Origin of the sequence: Vibrio rhodolitus (assembly GCF_003350325.1) — a bacterium.
Taxonomy (GTDB): domain Bacteria; phylum Pseudomonadota; class Gammaproteobacteria; order Enterobacterales; family Vibrionaceae; genus Vibrio; species Vibrio rhodolitus.
The window spans coordinates 85,568-104,499 of the sequence record NZ_QLYZ01000004.1 but is presented as its reverse complement, the minus strand read 5'-3'; the positions used below and the strand labels follow the sequence as shown (position 1 = coordinate 104,499).

General features: G+C 45.7%; 14 protein-coding genes. 5 read left to right on the top strand and 9 right to left on the bottom strand.

The window, feature by feature from the left end:
- Positions 1 to 10: 10 nt before the first annotated feature.
- Complete coding sequence (gene flhA, locus DPF93_RS05730) at positions 11 to 2,107, bottom strand: flagellar biosynthesis protein FlhA (protein WP_114765261.1); 2,097 nt, start codon at positions 2,105 to 2,107, stop codon at positions 11 to 13.
- Positions 2,108 to 2,218: 111 nt separating this feature from the next.
- Positions 2,219 to 2,683, bottom strand: coding sequence for a phosphohistidine phosphatase SixA (sixA, locus tag DPF93_RS05725; protein ID WP_114765260.1), 465 nt, complete (start codon positions 2,681 to 2,683; stop codon positions 2,219 to 2,221).
- A gap of 341 nt (positions 2,684 to 3,024) precedes the next feature.
- On the opposite strand from sixA, the gene DPF93_RS05720 reads away from it, so the two are divergent.
- Positions 3,025 to 5,799, top strand: a complete 2,775-nt coding sequence (locus DPF93_RS05720) for an insulinase family protein (protein ID WP_114765259.1) — start codon at positions 3,025 to 3,027, stop codon at positions 5,797 to 5,799.
- A 32-nt stretch (positions 5,800 to 5,831) separates the two neighbouring features.
- On the opposite strand, the gene DPF93_RS05715 is transcribed toward DPF93_RS05720, so the two are convergent.
- Complete coding sequence (locus DPF93_RS05715; protein WP_114765258.1) at positions 5,832 to 6,425, bottom strand: VOC family protein; 594 nt, start codon at positions 6,423 to 6,425, stop codon at positions 5,832 to 5,834.
- 237 nt (positions 6,426 to 6,662) lie between these two features.
- On the opposite strand from DPF93_RS05715, the gene argS reads away from it, so the two are divergent.
- A complete protein-coding gene (argS, locus tag DPF93_RS05710; RefSeq protein WP_114765257.1) occupies positions 6,663 to 8,396 on the top strand; it encodes an arginine--tRNA ligase in 1,734 nt (577 codons plus the stop codon).
- A gap of 125 nt (positions 8,397 to 8,521) precedes the next feature.
- Here argS and DPF93_RS21360 read toward each other — a convergent pair whose 3' ends face one another.
- Positions 8,522 to 8,665 (bottom strand): hypothetical protein, encoded by a 144-nt coding sequence (locus tag DPF93_RS21360; protein ID WP_208638767.1) that lies wholly within the window; start codon positions 8,663 to 8,665, stop codon positions 8,522 to 8,524.
- Positions 8,666 to 8,838: 173 nt separating this feature from the next.
- Here DPF93_RS21360 and DPF93_RS05700 point away from each other — a divergent pair, with 173 nt between their 5' ends.
- The gene (locus DPF93_RS05700) at positions 8,839 to 9,267 is read left to right on the top strand and encodes an HIT family protein (protein WP_114765256.1); all 429 of its coding nucleotides are present in this window, start codon (positions 8,839 to 8,841) and stop codon (positions 9,265 to 9,267) included.
- A gap of 81 nt (positions 9,268 to 9,348) precedes the next feature.
- Here the strand turns inward: DPF93_RS05700 and DPF93_RS05695 are convergent, their stop codons facing one another.
- The 5 genes from DPF93_RS05695 to znuA all read right to left on the bottom strand — a co-directional run bounded on the left by DPF93_RS05695 (position 9,349) and on the right by znuA (position 17,263).
- Positions 9,349 to 9,579 carry a FeoC-like transcriptional regulator gene (locus tag DPF93_RS05695; RefSeq protein WP_114765255.1) on the bottom strand — a complete coding sequence of 77 codons (231 nt, stop codon included), beginning with the start codon at positions 9,577 to 9,579 and terminating at the stop codon, positions 9,349 to 9,351.
- The gene (feoB, locus tag DPF93_RS05690) at positions 9,576 to 11,849 is read right to left on the bottom strand and encodes a Fe(2+) transporter permease subunit FeoB (protein WP_114765254.1); all 2,274 of its coding nucleotides are present in this window, start codon (positions 11,847 to 11,849) and stop codon (positions 9,576 to 9,578) included. Before feoB ends, DPF93_RS05695 begins: the two co-directional genes overlap by 4 nt.
- A complete protein-coding gene (locus DPF93_RS05685; protein WP_114765253.1) occupies positions 11,849 to 12,076 on the bottom strand; it encodes a FeoA family protein in 228 nt (75 codons plus the stop codon). The genes feoB and DPF93_RS05685 overlap by 1 nt, the downstream gene beginning before the upstream one ends.
- 803 nt (positions 12,077 to 12,879) lie before the next feature.
- A complete protein-coding gene (locus DPF93_RS05680; RefSeq protein ID WP_114765252.1) occupies positions 12,880 to 16,227 on the bottom strand; it encodes a helix-turn-helix domain-containing protein in 3,348 nt (1,115 codons plus the stop codon).
- A 139-nt stretch (positions 16,228 to 16,366) separates the two neighbouring features.
- The gene (gene znuA, locus DPF93_RS05675; protein WP_114765251.1) at positions 16,367 to 17,263 is read right to left on the bottom strand and encodes a zinc ABC transporter substrate-binding protein ZnuA; all 897 of its coding nucleotides are present in this window, start codon (positions 17,261 to 17,263) and stop codon (positions 16,367 to 16,369) included.
- Between the two features lie 82 nt (positions 17,264 to 17,345).
- Here znuA and znuC point away from each other — a divergent pair, with 82 nt between their 5' ends.
- Positions 17,346 to 18,134, top strand: a complete 789-nt coding sequence (znuC, locus tag DPF93_RS05670) for a zinc ABC transporter ATP-binding protein ZnuC (protein ID WP_114765250.1) — start codon at positions 17,346 to 17,348, stop codon at positions 18,132 to 18,134.
- Positions 18,127 to 18,909, top strand: a complete 783-nt coding sequence (gene znuB, locus DPF93_RS05665) for a zinc ABC transporter permease subunit ZnuB (RefSeq protein WP_114765249.1) — start codon at positions 18,127 to 18,129, stop codon at positions 18,907 to 18,909. Before znuC ends, znuB begins: the two co-directional genes overlap by 8 nt.
- Positions 18,910 to 18,932: the final 23 nt, after the last annotated feature.

Here is an 18,932-nt window from a genome sequence, read left to right as displayed (position 1 = left end):
GTAACAGAATTTAATTTCCCACCGCCTGTACAATGCGGATTTGTTTCTCATCCGGGATCTCTTGATAAGAGAGCACGCGTAGCGATGGGATAGTGTTCTTAACAAATTTCGCGAGGGTAGAACGCAATACACCGGATGTCAGCAGCACTGCCGGTTCACCTTTCAGTTCTTGCTCTTGAGTCGCTTGGCTCAGAGACATTTGTAAGCGCTCTGCTAGACCCGGTTCGATACCAGCAGATTCCCCTCCAGAAGCTTGCATTGTTTGATGCAAGATTTGTTCCAATTCAGGAATCAGAGTAATCACTGGCAACTCAGGCTCTATGCCATTGATTTCTTGAACAATTAGTCGCTTAAGCGAGATGCGAACGGCCGCAGTGAGAATGTCAGGTTCTTGACTCTTTGACGAATACTCGGACAGAGTTTGAACTATGGTGCGAATATCTCGAATTGGCACAGCCTCATTGAGCAGGTTCTGCAGAACTTTCACCACCACACCAAGTTGTAATTGGTCAGGGACAAAGCTCTCCACCAATTTAGGCGTGCTACGTCCAAGCATTTCCAACAGGTTCTGTACTTCTTCATGACCAATCAATTGCGACGCGTTGTTGGTCAACAGTTGGCTTAAATGTGTTGCCAGTACGGTTGAGGAATCAACAACGGTGTAACCCAGTGCCTGCGCATGCTCACGCTGCTCTTCGCGAATCCAAACCGCTTCCAAACCAAAGGCAGGGTCGATGGTTGGCTCACCTTCAATCACGCCATAAACTTGACCTGGGTTGATTGCCAACTCTTGGTCCGGTCTGATTTCAGCTTCACCGACCGCCACGCCCATTAAGGTGATGCGATAGCTATTTGGTGTTAATTCAAGGTTGTCGCGGATATGCACCGCAGGGATAAGAAAACCAAAATCTTGGGATAGCTTTTTACGTACGCCTTTAACTCGCTCTAGTAACTCACCACCTTGATCGCGATCCACCAGCGGGATCAAACGATAACCCACCTCAAGACCAATAATATCAACCGGTTGTACATCATCCCAAGAGAGCTCTTTAGGCGTGGTAGGCTCGGTAGCTGTAGTCGCTGGAAGGTTGGTTTTCTCTTCCTCTTTTCGCTTGTTCTTGCGAGTCATCCAGTAGGCGCCCGCACCTGCCATTGCTGCTAATAGCAAGAAAGCAAAATGTGGCATGCCAGGCACGATACCCATCACAAACAAAATGCCTGCGGTAATCATCAAGGCTTTAGGGTTATCGAACAGCTGGAAAACAACCTGTTGTCCCATGTCTTCATCGGTGTTTTGACGCGTTACCATGATCGCAGCGCCAATAGACAAGAGTAGAGAAGGGATTTGCGCAACCAGACCGTCACCGATCGTCAGTAGCGTATAGATTTGCATTGCCTCAGCAAAGCCAAGACCATACTGCGCCATACCGATGGATAGACCACCGATGATGTTGATAAATAGGATCAGAATACCGGCGATAGCATCGCCTTTAACAAACTTTGACGCACCGTCCATCGAACCGTAGAAATCCGCTTCTTTGGTCACTTCTTGACGACGAGTTCGCGCTTGGTCTTGATCGATCAAACCCGCATTCAAGTCGGCATCGATCGCCATTTGCTTACCTGGCAAAGCATCTAAGGTAAAGCGGGCACTTACTTCCGAAATACGTCCTGCACCTTTGGTCACAACCATAAAGTTAATGATCATCAGGATAATGAAGACCACGAAACCAACTGCGTAGTTACCACCTATCACTACGTTACCGAATGCTTCGATTACGTTACCTGCCGCACCCGGACCTTCGTGACCATAAAGCAAAACCACACGCGTCGAAGCCACGTTCAAGGCTAAACGAAGTAAGGTCGCGATTAGAAGTACCGTTGGGAAAGCTGCGAAATCGAGCGGACGCCGAGTGTAAACCGTCACCAATAACACCACCAACGACAGAGCAATGTTAAAGGTGAAGAACAAGTCGAGCAAAAACGCCGGCATCGGCAGTACGACCATCGCTAAGGTCGCCAAAACCATCACTGGGGCGCCAATCGCTGGCATTGCTCGCTTAGGTAACGGAGGTAATTTGTCCGTAAATGGTAGAGTAAACTTCATAAATCAGAGGCTGATACAACTAAATTGTCTTGTTTGCACAGGTAGTTAGCCACTTATGCAAAGATTAGTCCACCAAAAAAGTCAAATAGTTGTCGCTTTTGAGACGAAATGTTACGGCTTAAGACTCCAAACCAACTCGCCTTGCTGTTTTTCGACATTGTATTCAACGCAAACCATACCAGAAGTTGGGAACATAGGTGGTGCCATATCGACTACAAGATCAGCGGTTAGATAACCGACTAAAGGTAGGTGCGAAACCAGAAGTACCGATTCAAGTTGCTCAACGTCTATAATCGCCTGCAGATAATCAACCACAGATTCTGAATCACCGTAAGGGGTGATCTCTTCACACAGCTGAACATCTTTGGCATCGAAGATTTCTTCTAGTTCTTGCCAAGTTTGTTGGGCGCGTTTGTATGGACTAACTAACACTTTATCAAACTGCGCGATACCTTCTTGAGTGCATCGTTGCGCGACATCTCTTGAAGCACTACGACCAAACTTGGTTAGCGCTCGCTCAGCATCACTTTGTGCGAATGTTTCCGCCTCGCCATGACGCATAATCACGATTTTCATACTTATTCCTATTGCGTGAGCACTTATCTTCGGCTCACTGATCTTTGGGCTCAAAATATACCCCAGCAACCTCGCCGAATAGTTCGCTTTATCTTGGCGCTTAATACTATGAAGTCACTTGGGTATATCTAAATAATTATATCAAGTAACTTGCTAAAGACTCAGACTTTCTTAACAATCTTAAAGGTAAATAGCGTCATTTTGTTTCAAGATGTGCCGTGCGATGTTCTATGTGTGGTTACTTGTTGCTATCGATATCAAGACATTCTTGAATATAGTAGTTTGCAGCCAGTTTAAACACGTTCATACTTAAGCATACCCTCAAGGTCTGGAGAAATACTGTGCATGTAAGCCCAAACGATACCAATCAATACCAGTACTTAACTCTTGAAAATGGTTTGAGGGTCCTCTTGATTCAAGATGACAGTGCACAGAAATCTGCAGCGGCTTTAGCGGTCAACGTTGGTCATTTTGACGATCCGATCGACAGAGAAGGTATGGCGCACTATCTTGAGCACATGCTGTTTCTCGGTACCGAAAAATTCCCTAAAGTCGGCGAGTTTCAAAGCTACATCAGCCAACATGGCGGTATGAATAATGCGTGGACTGGCACCGAACATACCTGCTTTTTCTTCGATGTAGACAACAACGCGTTTGCTAATGCACTTGAGCGATTCAGTCAATTTTTTACCGCGCCTCTGTTTAATGCCGAAGCCTTAGACAAAGAGCGCCAAGCAGTCGATTCAGAATATAAAATGAAGCTAAACGATGACTCTCGTCGCCTGTATCAGGTGCACAAAGAGGTCATCAATCCACTGCACCCCTTTGCTAAATTTTCAGTTGGTAATCTTGAAACGCTCGGCGATCGCAACGGTCAATCGATACGCGATGAAATCGTTGCTTTTCATAGCCAGCAATATTCAGCCGATTTGATGACGCTGGTCATGATAGGTGAACATTCCATTGCAGATATGCAAGCTTGGGCAACCGAGAAATTCTCTGCTATCACTAACAATCACCTTGCTGGCAAGTCCATTGAACAGCCTTATACTGACGCGCGCTCGACCGGAATTTGGGTGAATGTCGAACCAGTAAAAGAGATCCGCAAGTTGATCCTTGCCTTCCCAATGCCAAGCACTGCCGAGTATTACCATACTAAGCCCCTCTCCTATTTTGCCCACTTACTGGGTTATGAAGGGGAGAATAGCTTAATGCTCGAACTTAAAGACGCGGGTTGGATAACGTCTTTATCGGCAGGCGGTGGCGTAAGTGGCAGCAATTACCGCGAATTCACCATCAGTTGTACCTTGACCCAAGAGGGGCTTGAGCACACTGACGACATTATCCAAGCTGTTTTTAACTATATCGCGATTGTTAAAGCTCGCGGTCTGGACGAATGGCGCTATCTTGAGAAAAAAGCCGTTCTCGAATCCGCATTTAGATTCCAAGAGCCAACCCGTCCACTCGATGCAGCCAGTCATCTCGTGGTCAACATGCAGCACTACCAAAGCGAAGATATTATCTACGGCGACTTTAAAATGGCTGAATATCAGCCAGATATACTGCAAACGCTCTCACAGCACTTTACTACTGATAATCTGCGCGTAACGCTGATCGCTAAGGGATTAACCTACGAAGAAACCGCAAAATGGTACCATACGCCCTATTCTGTTCGCTTGATTAGCCCTGAGCAAAAAGCGTTTTACCAGCAACCAGCAAAAATCATCGCCCAGTTACCCGAGCGCAATCCATTTATCTGTTATGACCTAACGCCGAAAGAGCTGGTTGAGCAACAAGATGTACCGAGCATCATCAGTGATTTGCCCGGCTTTAAGCTCTGGCATTTGCAAGACAGTGAGTTTCGCGTGCCGAAAGGGGTGGTCTATGTTGCCATTGATAGTCCTCACGCGGTCGCCAACCCGATTAATATTGTCAAAACTCGTCTATGCGTGGAAATGTTTCTTGATGCGCTCGCCAAAGAGACCTATCAAGCAGAGATTGCCGGGATGGGGTACAACTTATACGCTCATCAAGGCGGGGTCACCTTGGCGGTTTCTGGCTTTACCGAAAAGCAGCCTGAGTTAATGAAAATGATTTTGACGCGCTTTGCTAAACGCGAGTTTAGTGAAAAACGCTTCAACACCATTAAAACTCAATTGCTACGAAATTGGCGCAATTCAGCGCAAGATCGCCCTATTTCACAACTATTTAATGCCATGACGGGGATCTTACAACCAAACAATCCACCTTATGCAGTACTGGTTGAAGCGCTAGAAAGCATTGAAGTCGACTCGCTAGCCAGCTTCGTACAAGCCATTCTTGCCGAGCTACATGTTGAAATGTTCGTTTATGGTGACTGGACAAAAGATGATGCTCTGGCTTTAGGTGAAACCCTTAAAGAGGCGTTACGAGTACAAGGGCAGCAATACGAAGAAGCACTTCGCCCGTTAGTCATGCTAGGTGAAAATGGCACTTTCCAAAGAGAAGTGGATTGTAATCAAGAAGATTCAGCAATTGTGGTTTACTACCAATGTGAAGACACTTCGGCAAAAAACATTGCGCTATATTCATTAGCAAATCATCTGATGTCAGCGACCTTCTTCCATGAGATTCGCACCAAGCAGCAATTAGGCTACATGGTGGGTACTGGCAATATGCCTCTCAATAAACACCCGGGGATTGTGCTGTACGTCCAATCACCAAACGCTGCACCGATAGATTTAATCAGCTCGATTGATGAATTCCTCAATGCTTTTTATATGGTGTTGCTTGAGCTCAATGAGTATCAATGGCACAGCAGTAAACGCGGACTTTGGAATCAGATCTCAACCCCAGATACGACACTCAGAGGGCGAGCACAAAGGCTTTGGGTCGCGATTGGTAACAAGGATGAGCATTTTGATCAGCGACAGAGAGTGCTTGCCGAGCTGAAAAAGCTTACCCGCAGTGACATGATCCGCTTTGTGGTTAACGAGCTTAAACCTCGCACCGCTAACCGTCTGATCATGCATACCCAAGGCAACGCGCACCAAGATGCCGAACCATTAAGCCTTGGGTTGGAAATCGGCTCAATCGAAGAGTTTCAACTACGGCCAAAAGATATTGAATTGGGCTAATCTTGCCGACTTAGCCCTTTGTTTCTCGGAGTTTAAACAGACTGCTCAGAAGCAACTATCGCCTTAAGTGAATGGGGGTGAAGCTTAATGCACACTCCCTGATGCTTAAAGGCAACCGTTGGATTGTTTAGACGTTCACCTTCGCCTTTCGGGCTAGATAGCTTCACTTTGATGCCCATATCCGCCAGGCTATCCCACTGCTCGGCTAACGCTGGAAAACGCTGCTTGAGCTCCTCAGCAAATTCATCTGCCGTTTGCGCCTGTGATGGAATCACAAATTCGACATGCTCCCAACTTTGTTCTGGATATAGCTTTCCTTCAGCTGGATATGGCAATTCTAAACATTCTATTTGCCAATTTAACGCCTGTAGCGGTTGGTGGAAAGCTAACACAATGATTGGGCGCCCATTGATTTGCGCATTAGAGATTTCTACGCCTTCATTTAGCCATGCTTGGTGTGCTTGCTGTGCCAGTTCCTGTTCATTGATGCGTAATGCAATATGGTCGGCTTGAAACTGAGTCAAATCGATTTGTAACTTTTCACTTAAACTTTGAATTTTAAGCATAAATTCTGGCAGCTTTTGTTTTAACTGCTCTGGTAATAATTCAGCACTTGCTAACGACATGAGGCTTTTTCCTTAAGTAAAAGGTTACTTTTTTCCTAATAGTAACAAGATCATCAAGAAAAGTAGAAAAATACTCAAATTACTCCCTGTATGCGGTTTAAGAAAATTGGTATCATGTGCGCCAATTTGTGAACTCGATTTGGTTTGCCGCTATTTTGAACGGCGCCGATACTGTAAGTATCCATTTTCGCCACAATCGGCAAACCCCAATATTTCCTAGATTTGAAGGAAGCGCGTGTGAATATCCAAGCACTTATTAATGAAAAAGTTTCTCAGGCTCTAGAAGCCGCTGGCGCACCTGCAGGCAGCCCTGCCGCTGTTCGCCAATCAGCAAAACCTCAGTTCGGTGACTACCAAGCTAACGGCGTTATGGGCGTAGCTAAACAACTAGGTACGAACCCTCGCGAGTTTGCGCAAAAAGTATTGGATGTTCTAGATCTAGACGGTATCGCAAGCAAAACTGAAATTGCTGGTCCTGGCTTTATCAATATCTTCCTAAGCGAAGAGTTCCTAGCGAAACAAGCAGATCTTGCACTTGCTGACGCGCGCCTTGGCGTTGCGGCAGAAGAAGCGCAAACTATCGTTGCTGACTACTCTGCACCAAACGTAGCAAAAGAAATGCACGTAGGTCACCTACGTTCAACCATCATCGGTGATGCGGTAGTACGCACGCTTGAATTCCTAGGTCACAAAGTGATTCGTGCCAACCACATCGGTGACTGGGGTACTCAGTTCGGTATGCTGATCGCAAACCTAGAGCGTGTACAACAAGAGTCTGGCGAAGTTTCAATGGAACTTGCTGACCTTGAAGGTTTCTACCGTGAATCGAAAAAACTGTACGATGAAGATGAAGAATTTGCAGTAAAAGCACGTGGCTACGTAGTTAAGCTGCAAGGCGGCGACGAGTTCTGCGCAGAAATGTGGAAGAAGCTGGTTGACGTAACCATGATTCAAAACCAACGCAACTACGATCGCCTAAACGTATCACTTACTCGTGATGACGTAATGGGCGAGAGCATGTACAACGACATGCTACCTAAGATCGTTGCAGACCTTAAAGCACAAGGTTTAGCGGTTGAAGATGACGGTGCGCAAGTTGTGTTCCTTGACGAGTACAAGAACAAAGACGGCGAACCTATGGGTGTTATCGTGCAAAAACGCGATGGTGGCTTCCTATACACCACGACTGACATCGCGTGTGCAAAATACCGTTACGAGCAACTAGGTGCGGATCGCGTGCTGTACTTCATCGACTCTCGTCAACACCAGCACCTAATGCAAGCTTGGACTATCGTTCGTAAAGCGGGTTACGTGCCAGAATCAGTCTCTCTTGAGCACCACGCGTTCGGCATGATGCTAGGTAAAGATGGTAAGCCATTCAAGACTCGTGCGGGCGGTACTGTTCGTCTAGCTGATCTTCTTGATGAAGCAGAAGTTCGTGCAGCACAGCTGATCGAATCTAAGAACCCTGACCTAGAAGAAGACGAGAAGAAAGCGATCGCTAACACGGTTGCAATGGCGGCAGTTAAATATGCTGACCTATCTAAACACCGTACTACTGACTACGTGTTCGACTGGGATAACATGCTTGCATTCGAGGGTAACACAGCACCTTACATGCAATACGCATACACTCGTGTAGCTTCTATTTTCGCTAAAGCTGGCGTATCAATGGATGAGCTACAAGGTGAAATTAAGATCACTGACGAGAAAGAGAAAGCACTGATCGCTAAACTAATGCAGTTTGAAGAAGCAGTACAGTCTGTTGCTCGCGAAGGTCAACCACACATCATGTGTAGCTACCTATTCGAACTCGCTGGTCAATTCTCTAGCTTCTACGAAGCATGCCCTATCCTTGTGGCAGAAGACGAAGCAGTGAAACAAAGCCGTCTAAAACTTGCAGCGCTAACCGCGAAGACTATCAAGCAAGGTCTATCGCTACTGGGTATCGAAACTCTAGAGCGTATGTAAAAGCCGAAGCGGGAGCGCAAAGCTTCTTTGAAGCTTTGCTTCGAGATGCGGGAACGCTTCGCTACGAGATAAGAGAGAACCGACGTGAAAACGTCGGTTTTTTTCGTTTTGGGAGGCGGGAACCTTCAGTTAAAGCTGAACTTACGGAATACGGAATACGGAATACGGAATACGGAATACGGAATACGGAATACGGAATACGGAATACGGAATACGGAATGCTTACCTAAAGATAAGCTTGCGGCAAGAGCAAAAATCTCTAGTTCCAATTTCCGTAGCGGAGTGTTCCCGCATCCGTAGTGAGACCGCAGGTCAAATGTTCCCAAGTCCGTAGCGAAGCCCTCGGCTGAGCATTCCCAAACCCCGCATCCGTAACGAAGCTTTGCTGCGCGTTCGATTCCGCTACGTTATAATCCCCTAAACTCCCCAACCGGAAATAATAATGAGCTTTGAACTGCATCCTCAATTGGCTAACGACACCACAGTACTTGGTCACTTTCCTTTAACGGTGGCGCTGCTGCACAAAGACAAGGCTGTGCCTTGGGTTATATTGGTCCCTAAGCGCGCTAATCTAAAAGAGCTACACCACTTGCCAATGCAAGAGCAGCAGCAGTTTCTACTTGAGTCTCAAGCCGTGAGCCAAGCGCTTGAAGCGACCTTTCAGCCAGATAAACTAAATCTTGGCGCGCTAGGTAATATGGTGCCACAACTGCATATTCATCATATTGCTCGCTTCAAAGATGATGTCGCTTGGCCAGGTCCTGTTTGGGGCAATACCAAAGGCGAATTTCGTAGTGAAGAAGAGCAGCAAGCCATCGCCACTCGAATTGGCAATGTCCTTGGGTTAAGTAGCCTGTTTACTAAAGCTTAATAAATGTAGTACGCGACACTACGCCAAATATGCAAAAAGCCACTTCAGATGAAGTGGCTTTAATTTAAAACGGCAATTGCTTTACATGGTCACTGTCAGTGACAAGGCATTAGCTTGATTGGCTGAATATCGAACTCGCGTTACTTTGTCTGCTTTATTGGTATCAATCATGCGCGAAATCACGCCTTTCTTCACCCATACTGACAGCATCGCATCAACACCATCTTCACTTAGAGCAAATTGCTTCGCCAATTCCTGACGAGATGCACTGCCCTGTGCGTCAATGTATTGTTTCAGTTCAGCTAAAATCATGCCATTTGCACCTCTAAAGCTTGTTGTTTCTTACCCGCAGCTTTTAGCGCTCGGTAAACCAAAGCAGCCACAACTAGAATACCGGCAATCCATGCACTGCTGGTCGCTGGGTGATCAGCAAAGTGTGTTGCTTGGTAATACAATGCCGCACTACCGTAAGCTAAACCCATGGTCCATACCGCGATGAAACGCGCGTATTTTTGACCAAATTCACGAACATAAGCGCCCATTGCTGCGACACATGGCGTGTAAAGCAAGATAAAGATCAAGTAGGCAAATGCTGCGTTACTCGATGCGAAATAGCCTTTCAAGTTACCAAAGATAGAGGCATCTACTTCTTGCTCTTCTGCAACCGCCGAGCTGTCGGTGAGATCGCCCACTTCAACACCAAGAGGATCTGAGTAGTTTAGACCCGCCAAGTTATCAGGAATGGTCATTACTGCTTCTTCCAAGCTTGCCATTAGATCGTATTCGCCACCGTCTTCACCTTCACTCGGCGCATATAGACTGTTTAGCGTACCAACAACCGCTTCTTTCGCAAAAATGCCGGTGATAATACCTACGGTTGCTGGCCAGTTATCTTCCTGTACGCCAATAGGAGCAAAGACTGGTGTTACGACTTGTGATGCTTTAGATAGTACTGAGTTTTCTGAGTCTTCGTTACCAAAGCTACCATCCATACCTAATGAGTTGAAGAAGCTAAGAATCGTCACAACAACTACGATGGTTTTACCAGCACCAAGTACGAAGCGCTTAAGCTTTTGCCAGGTTTTAATCATCACATTCTGCATGGTTGGCAGTTCGTAATCCGGCATTTCCATTACCAAGCTATCGCTTGAGCCTGGGTAAAGTGTGTGCTTAAGCACTAAACCAGTAAAGACTGCAGCGACAATACCCAACAGGTACAGTGCAAATACCACGTTTTGACCACTTTCAGGGAAGAACGCCGCAGCAAACAGCGCATACACTGGAAGGCGTGCACCACATGACATAAACGGAGCCATAGAAGCCGCCAGTTTACGCTCGCGCTCTTGATCTAGAGTACGAGTTGCCATAATCGATGGTACGTTACAGCCAAAACCAAGTACTAAAGGCACAAACGCTTTACCCGGTAAACCAATCTTCTGCATTACTTTATCAAGCACGAACGCAGCACGCGACATGTAACCAGAACTTTCCAATACCGCTAGGAACAAGTACAGACCAGCAATGACAGGAATAAACGTCGCTACGGTTTGAATACCACCGCCAATACCATCGGCAATCAACGTCGCTAACCAAACTGGTAGGTGGTCATCAAGGAGGTAGTGTCCGCCATCAACCAACAATGCACCGACACCAATATCAAAGAAGTCGATAAACGCACCACCGATGTTAATTGCGAACATAAACATCAGGTACATCACGACGAAGAAGAAAGGCACACCAACCCATTTATTCAAAATGACATTGTCTACTTTCTCGGTAAAGCTGTGGCTCAGTTTACCTTCGCTGCGGCGCACCTTTTTGCATTGCTCATGTAAGAAGGTGTATTTCGTATCGGCAACGTGCAGGTCAACGTCAACATCTAATGCAAGGCGCTGTTGATTTACCTGTTCACGCTGCTCTGGTTTCAGTGAGTTAATCACCAAAACATCATGCTCAAGAGCGCGGATCGCTAGAGCACGTGGTGCCGATTCTTGACCAACAAAATTTGCTTCAAGGCTATCCAGCGCTGCTTCAAAAGCGGCACCGTACTCAAGCTTCATTGCATCTAACGTGACACCTTGCACCACGACCTTATGAAGCAACTCTTTAAATTCATCGATTTGTTCGCGGTTATTGGCAGACAGGGCAACCACAGGACAACCTAGTACTTTTTCTAAAGCTTTAGTATCAATGATTTGGCGCTCTCGCTTTAGCGCGTCCATCTTGTTTAAGACTACAACCATTGGACGACCAAGCTCACGCAATTGCAGCGTCATATATAAGCTGCGCTCTAGGCAAGTTGCGTCTAGCACATTAACGATAAGATCTGCTGGGTGCGTCAGTACTGCTCTCGATGCGATTGATTCATCAATACTGTTACTGTCATTACCACTATCAAGTGCATAGATACCTGGTAGATCGGTCAATAAAAATTCATCGCCAGAGTGTGTGTATCGACCCGTCTTTTTCTCTACTGTTACGCCAGCCCAGTTACCCACTTGCTGCTTAGCACCTGTTAAGCCATTAAACAGTGTCGTTTTGCCGCTGTTTGGGTTACCAACCGTTAAAATTTGATACTGCATTATTTTACCTCTACCAATATTGCATCGGCGATATTAGTTCTCACTGCAATAGAGACGCCACGCACTTCAACTTGCAACGGGTCTCCCATTGGCGCGAAGCGAATCAACTTAATCGGTGTGTTCGGTAAAAGCCCCATAACCATCAGTTTCTTGCGAACATCGGTCGACAGTTCAGCAAAGCCAGTGATGGTGGCTTCTTGACCTTGGCTTAATTTGGATAGTTGCATCGGGAATTCCAATATCTGTAAGCGTTCTTAATAATGAGAGTAATTACTATTTACTCAGTAATAGTAACTAAACACTGCGGGGGGATTGTTGTCTGAAATCAAATTTTACATTTATGAAAAACAGTTTATTTCCATTTTTCCGCGTAAGTTTCGTCAATTTAACCCTCGTCAAAAACGTCAATCTCAACTCATCAAAAGTAGAAACACTCCTTTTCACAATGATTTATTAGTTTTAACTTTACAAATTAACACTTTAAAAACAGTCACTTAATTCAAATGTCGCAAATCTTATGTCAGGTTGGCGTTAATTTTATAAGTAAAAAAAGTTAAGGGCTTTATAGTGGTTTCCGTCGGGCAAACATTGCCTTAGACAAAGAATTCCAGAGGTGGTGCACACGCACCACTCCGGCAGCAAGCGAAGGTGTCATTGACGCCCGTGGTATGGTCCCCCCGGCTATACCACGAATTTTTTTTTAATCTTCTGTTATATCTGCAAAAAATTTCACCATATATTCCCCCTTACCTAATCATGACTCTGGCGTATTGTTATTTGTTATAACGCTATCATTTAACTTTGCATTTTTTCGCGACTCTAAATATTAAACTAGTCAACAAGTACACCATCAAAACCAAGGCTGGGCAGCTAAGTACGTGCAGCATGAAATGAAAAGCAGCGAGAATTATGCGAAAGCACCTACGCTTGCCAAGGTGTTCTGTTATACCGTCATCGCGCAATTCGCTTGGTGAAGATAGCCCAGAATGCTCACCGTGTAGCATTTAACTACACGGAAAAGAAGGAAAGATCAGAACACTTCTTCGTGCTGAGCATCACTTTGCTCAACAAACTGTGTCGGTGACATGCCAAAGCGATGTTTAAACCGCTGACTAAAGTAGGAAGGGTCATTAAAGCCACATTCAAAAGCCACGTCTGCGACTTTATGCCCTGCAAGTAGATAGCGACAAGCGTTATCCAGACGTACTTCAGTGAGATAATCTAAGAACGTGCGCTGCGTTGCACCTTTAAAGCGACGTTGTAAACTTCTCTCAGAAACGAACAGCATTTTCGCCGCGGTAGAGGTACTAAAATCTGCATCAGGGAAATGCTGCATGACCAGCGCTTCAACTCGCTTGATAAATGGGTCAAAAGAATCAGACTCGACACTGGTTAACGCTAAGCTTTCCAGTGCAATCACTGAGTTTTCATCAAATGCCTCACTTCGACGCCAAGCAAGGTGCACAGTATTTTGTGTTTCTTGTTGTGTGACCTCAATGCGACCACCACTGGTCGCTACCAAGGTTGTCACCTCGCTCCAATGACCTTGCGCATTCCTTTCAATCGGCGCGCCAAAGTCTGTCATGGTTAATATGACATCGTCTTGGGTGCAAGAAAGTTCAACATAGACGATTTGATGACGCGAGCAGCGTTTAACTAAGCTATCAAATAGTAAGTTTAACAAGATATCGAGGTTGAAATAATCTAAGACAACGTAACTGTCCGTATCAGGCAAAGACTGAAATTCGACAGCAATACCCGCTTTAGCTAACTCCTCTTGCCAACCAATAAAGGTCGAGTTAAAAATCATTGATAAGTTATAGGCTGGCAGCTCTTGTCCTTGCGATTCGCGCACATTGAGTAGCAGTTCTAACTCTGAAGAAATCTGCTCGACAACGCGCATTTGCGTTTGATGATCTTCACGATCCATCTTCAACTCAAGGTTACCTAATCTATCTCTAAAAGCCTGAATTGCTTGGCTAAAGATAAGCCTTCTGACTTGTAGCTGTTTACGTAACTGATGGTTATTGCTGAGCAAAATACGGCTTTGGTGACGCAACTGATTGGTTTTAAGTGCCACTTGTGCTTTGAGTCGGCGGTTGGCACTGCTCATCATTCTAGAACGCCAATAAACGGCGGCAAAAAGCAGCACTAATGCAACCGTAATATAACCAACAAAAGCTAAGGCGCTTAAATACCAAGGCTCAGTGACGACAAACGCTAAGCTTCGCTCCGCACCATTACCTAACACGTTGACCACCGGGCGAACATGCAAGGTGTATTTACCTGGCGTTAAGCCTTCAATGGCAATTTGGTAACCTTCCAGCTGGGTCCAATCGCTCTCATGGTCAAGGCGGTACTCAAGAGACGAGCCACTGATATTTGGCATGATACCCATTTGTACCGATATCGAGTCGCCATAAGGCGCAACAATTTCAGTTTGCGCTATCGAGCCAAAAGCGACCAATTTTTGGTTAACGCGGACCTGGGAAAACAGCACATTCGCTTCAGGGAGCGGGCTGACCATCAAATCACGGCTATGGATGCGGATCAAACTGTGCCATGAACCCAACAGCAATGTATCAGGATCACTAGCATCTTGAAGGCAGAAGCTATTGCGCAGTTCATTGCTTATCAAGCCAAATGGCTGACCATAGTGGGCAATCGCCTGTCCCTGATGGGAAAAGTGGGTTAAGCCAGCCGATGAAGTCAGCCAGATGCCAGTTTGGTTACCAATAAGACACTGCGGTCCAATATGTTCATCAACTAAAGGCACCGCAGAAAACGAGGTACGCGCGGGATCAAGAATATTGACGCCGTAGTTGCTGGCAACCCAAATTTGACGGCTGTCACCTTCAATCATACTTAGAACCGCGCCATATTTTTCGCTTTGAGAGAAATACTTAAGCTGTCCGTCTCGCAGTAGATAGAGACCATTTTCACTACCCAGCAACAGCTCATCGTCACTGGTCACTAACATGGTTTTTAACTGAGCACCAATCTGGCTACCCTGCATCCATTGCTCAGCAATTAATTGTGCTTGCCCATTTTCGACGTTATAACACCAAACGCCCTCACTATTCGCTATCCAAATATTGCCTTGGCTATCCATAGCCAAATGAGTGATTTTTTGCTGGTAGAACTGTTTGACTAACGGATGATTATTGATCTTGCCGCCCGTTTTTTGCTCTAACGCGACAATACCATTGTCCGTCGCCAACCAGACAATGTCATCATGCTCTAATACGTTATGCACACGACCAGAATAAAGCAGTTGCTTGTGTTTATGTTTGCCAAGTACCAAACGATAAAAGCCTGAATCTTTTACTACCCAGTAGCCACGTTTGTTTTGCATAGCAATCAAATTGTTCATGCGCTCATGAGGCTCAGTTGAGCTTAAATCTTGGCTAGGAAAACGCTCAAATTTATCGCCAAACAGCGAGTAGAAGTGAATACCTTTATTGGTCGAGATCCACATGCCGCCTCGGTTATCGTTGACCAAGGCATAAATTCTACGCCCAGCAAGGGTGTAACCTGCGTCTCTCTCTCCGGAATATTTTTCCAATCGCCCACTGATAAAAGAGTATACGTACAAACCATTTTGCGTGCCGATCCAGTAAGCGTGAGTGGTTTCCGACACTGAAGTTACGTTAGTGGCAGGAATAATATATTTAGGCTTTGAGGTATTATTAATGTCATAAACGACCGCCCCTCTGACTGAGCCTAGAATCAACTCACGACGATTCTCTGAGTAATATAGATTATCGACCCCATAATCTTTTGAACGAGCAACATGGCGAAAGCCTTGTTTTTCAGAGACGAAAACCCCTTTCTGGGTTGCTAATACCCAGCTGTCTTTAAGCAATAGTGCATCATTCACGCTAAGGCTGGTCGAAGAACTGTAGCGATACAGTCCCATCAATGAATAGGTGCTCAACTCGCCACTTTTAATATCATAAGCATGAAAATGCGCATCATCGATTGCCCAGATAAAACCACTGTCGGTGCCAAGATGCTGAATTTCGCTGCCAGGCGGCAGCTGGAAGGCTATTTCTGGTTGAGTATTCGAGGTTGAGCGGTAAACCGAATTATTGCGAAAGGTCCAAAAGCGGTCATTCTCAACCACTAATTTTTCACTGGGATAAGGTAGCGCGGAGCCCCACTTGGGACTGACTGACTGGCCATCAAAAAACAGCACATTGCCACGGACATCATGGATCCATAAGCCGCCATTGGTGGCTAAAAATAACTGTTTTGCGGCAAACACACGCCCTTGGCTCTCAGTCGGCAATGGATAGAAAACCGACGGTGAAGAGTCAAAGGCATAAACAAAATGAGTAATAAAATAAAGCAGCGCTACCCAAACAGTGTGTTTCACAAAGCCAATCCTTAAAGCATAAGAAGCAGCCCAGGTGTTGATCCAATCAGGGCAGCATTGCGCTCTATTTTATTGAATAAACACCTCGTTGAATACTGAAACCACGCTATTAGATATGACTAATCATTAAAAGTGGGCGCTATTTGCTCAAACACTCTGCAAAGCTGTTAGCAATTTGATCTATAAAGACAAAATAGCTGCCATCGCTCACTGTTACGCTAGAAGCTACTGGGTCTAAAACACCCAGATTGGCGTTACTACCACGCATCACTGACTCCACCACAGCTGGGGTAAACTGCGGCTCAGAGAAAACACACTTAGCATTTTCGCTGCGTAATTCATTACGGATCTTAATTAGGGTTTTGGCGCCAGGTTTACGATCTGGTGTCACGGTAAAATGCCCTAGGTGGTTTAGTTGATAGTCTTGCTCAAAATAGCCATAAGCATCATGGAAAACGTAGTAACCTTGCTGCTTTAGTGGGGCTAATTGCGCTTTGATCTGCTCATGCTTAGCTTGGTATGTCGCGATAAAATTAGCGTAATTGGCTTGATAAAGCTCGGCATGCTGCGCATCAACTTCACTTAGCTTGTCGGCGATAAACTTGGCAACTTGAGTGGTTGGTTCATAGCCCAGCCAAAAGTGTGGGTCATGACTACCGTGATCATGCCCATGATGATCGTGGTCGTGTCCATCATGGCTAAACTCACGCAACGCTAATCCTGGAATTTGACCTAACTCGACCGCATCTGATTTGTTCTCAAGTACTCCAGACAAGAAAGGTTCAAGATCTTTACCGTACCAAATCACTAAATCCGCATCGCTGACCTTCTTTACATCTGAAGGCTTTAGCGCGTAGTCGTGCGGTGATGCATTTGACTTCAATAAAACGTCCGGCTCTTGCGTACCTAACATGATTTCGTGGGCAATCATTTGAATCGGCTTGATACTTGTTAGCACTTGCAGTGATTCCGCGTAGGCACCAGCACTAAAGGCAGCCACAAGAGGGGCAACTAAAACAGCAAATTTTGTTTTCATGGTCTTGATCAACAGCTATCTGGAATTAAAGAAGAATAAATGTTACATTATAACATTAGTCAATTGCAAATGAGTTCCATTCATGACTGCGCTCATCGAGCTATCTAACATCAGTGTTCAGTTTGACGGTCGGCAAGTGCTCGATAATGTCAGTTTAAGCATCAACAAAGGCGAAATTATCACCTTAGTCGGCCCAAACGGCGCTGGTAAGTCGACCTTAGTAAAAGTTTTGCTTGGCTTACAAAAACGTTATAAAGGCACCATTACTAAGCCAAAGAAACTCAAAATTGGTTATGTACCGCAAAAGCTCAAGCTCAATGAAGCCTTGCCTTTAGACGTCTCTCGTTTCTTGCGCTTAGCAGGACGCTTTAGCCAACAAGAAATTCAAGATGCATTGGAGCTAACTGGCGCAGCACATCTACTCACCAGCGATATGCACTCGCTCTCTGGAGGCGAAACACAGCGGGTATTACTTGCCCGAGCATTATTGCAACGTCCTGATATCTTGGTACTTGATGAACCAGCACAAGGTGTTGATGTACAAGGTCAAATCGATTTGTACGATCTCATTGATACGATTCGCAAACGCTTTAACTGTGCCGTATTTATGGTGTCACACGATTTACATCTCGTGATGGCCAAAACCGATCACGTCATTTGTTTGCAACACCATATCTGTTGCTCTGGCGCGCCGGCAGCAATCACTCAACACCCGAAATACATCGCTTTATTTGGCGAGACCCGCCAAGAAAAACTGGCGTTTTATCACCATCAACATGAGCACCATCATCACGACTTAGCCGGTCAACCGGTTGGCGGCGAAGGCGCTAGTTGCTCTCACCACTCGCACGGTCACCATCATCATGATTGAGTTCTTACTGCCTTCAATTTTCGCTGGATTAGGCATTGCCCTAATTGCCGGTCCACTTGGTTCATTCGTCGTATGGCGTAAAATGGCCTATTTTGGTGATACCCTCGCCCACGCCTCACTGATGGGGCTCGCGTTTGGCTTTTTGCTTGATGTGAATTTATATTTGGCACTGGTTGTGTGCTGTTTGCTGCTGGCTGTACTGCTAGTAACCTTACAAAGACAGCAATTAGTTGCGGCAGATACTTTGCTTGGCATTCTTGCGCACAGTGCGCTTTCACTCGGTTTGGTTGCCGTCAGTTTTCTTGATGATGTGCGCATAGATCTGATGAGCTATCTGTTTGGTGATTTGCTGGCTGTTTCGCCCGAGGATTTAATCTTTATCTATTCCGGTGTTGTCGTAGTTGGGATCATCTTAGTGCTATTTTGGCGTCCGCTACTCTCAACCACCATCAACGAAGAGTTGGCATCGGTTGAAGGACACAACGTTGATTTAATGCGCTTAATTTTAATGCTCTTGGTCGGTTTAGTGATCGCAGTTGGGATGAAATTCGTTGGCGCACTGATCATCACCTCACTGTTAATCATTCCCGGCGCTACTGCGCGTCGTTTTGCTCGCACACCAGAGCAAATGGCAGCTGTCGCTTCTGTCATCGGCTCAATTGCTGTGTTACTTGGTTTAAGTTTGTCATGGCACTTTGACACCCCTGCCGGCCCGTCGGTAGTCATCAGTGCAGCAGCATTGTTTATCTTAAGTCAGTTTAAAAAAGTGGCGTAAAAAAACGGCTTCCTAAGGAAGCC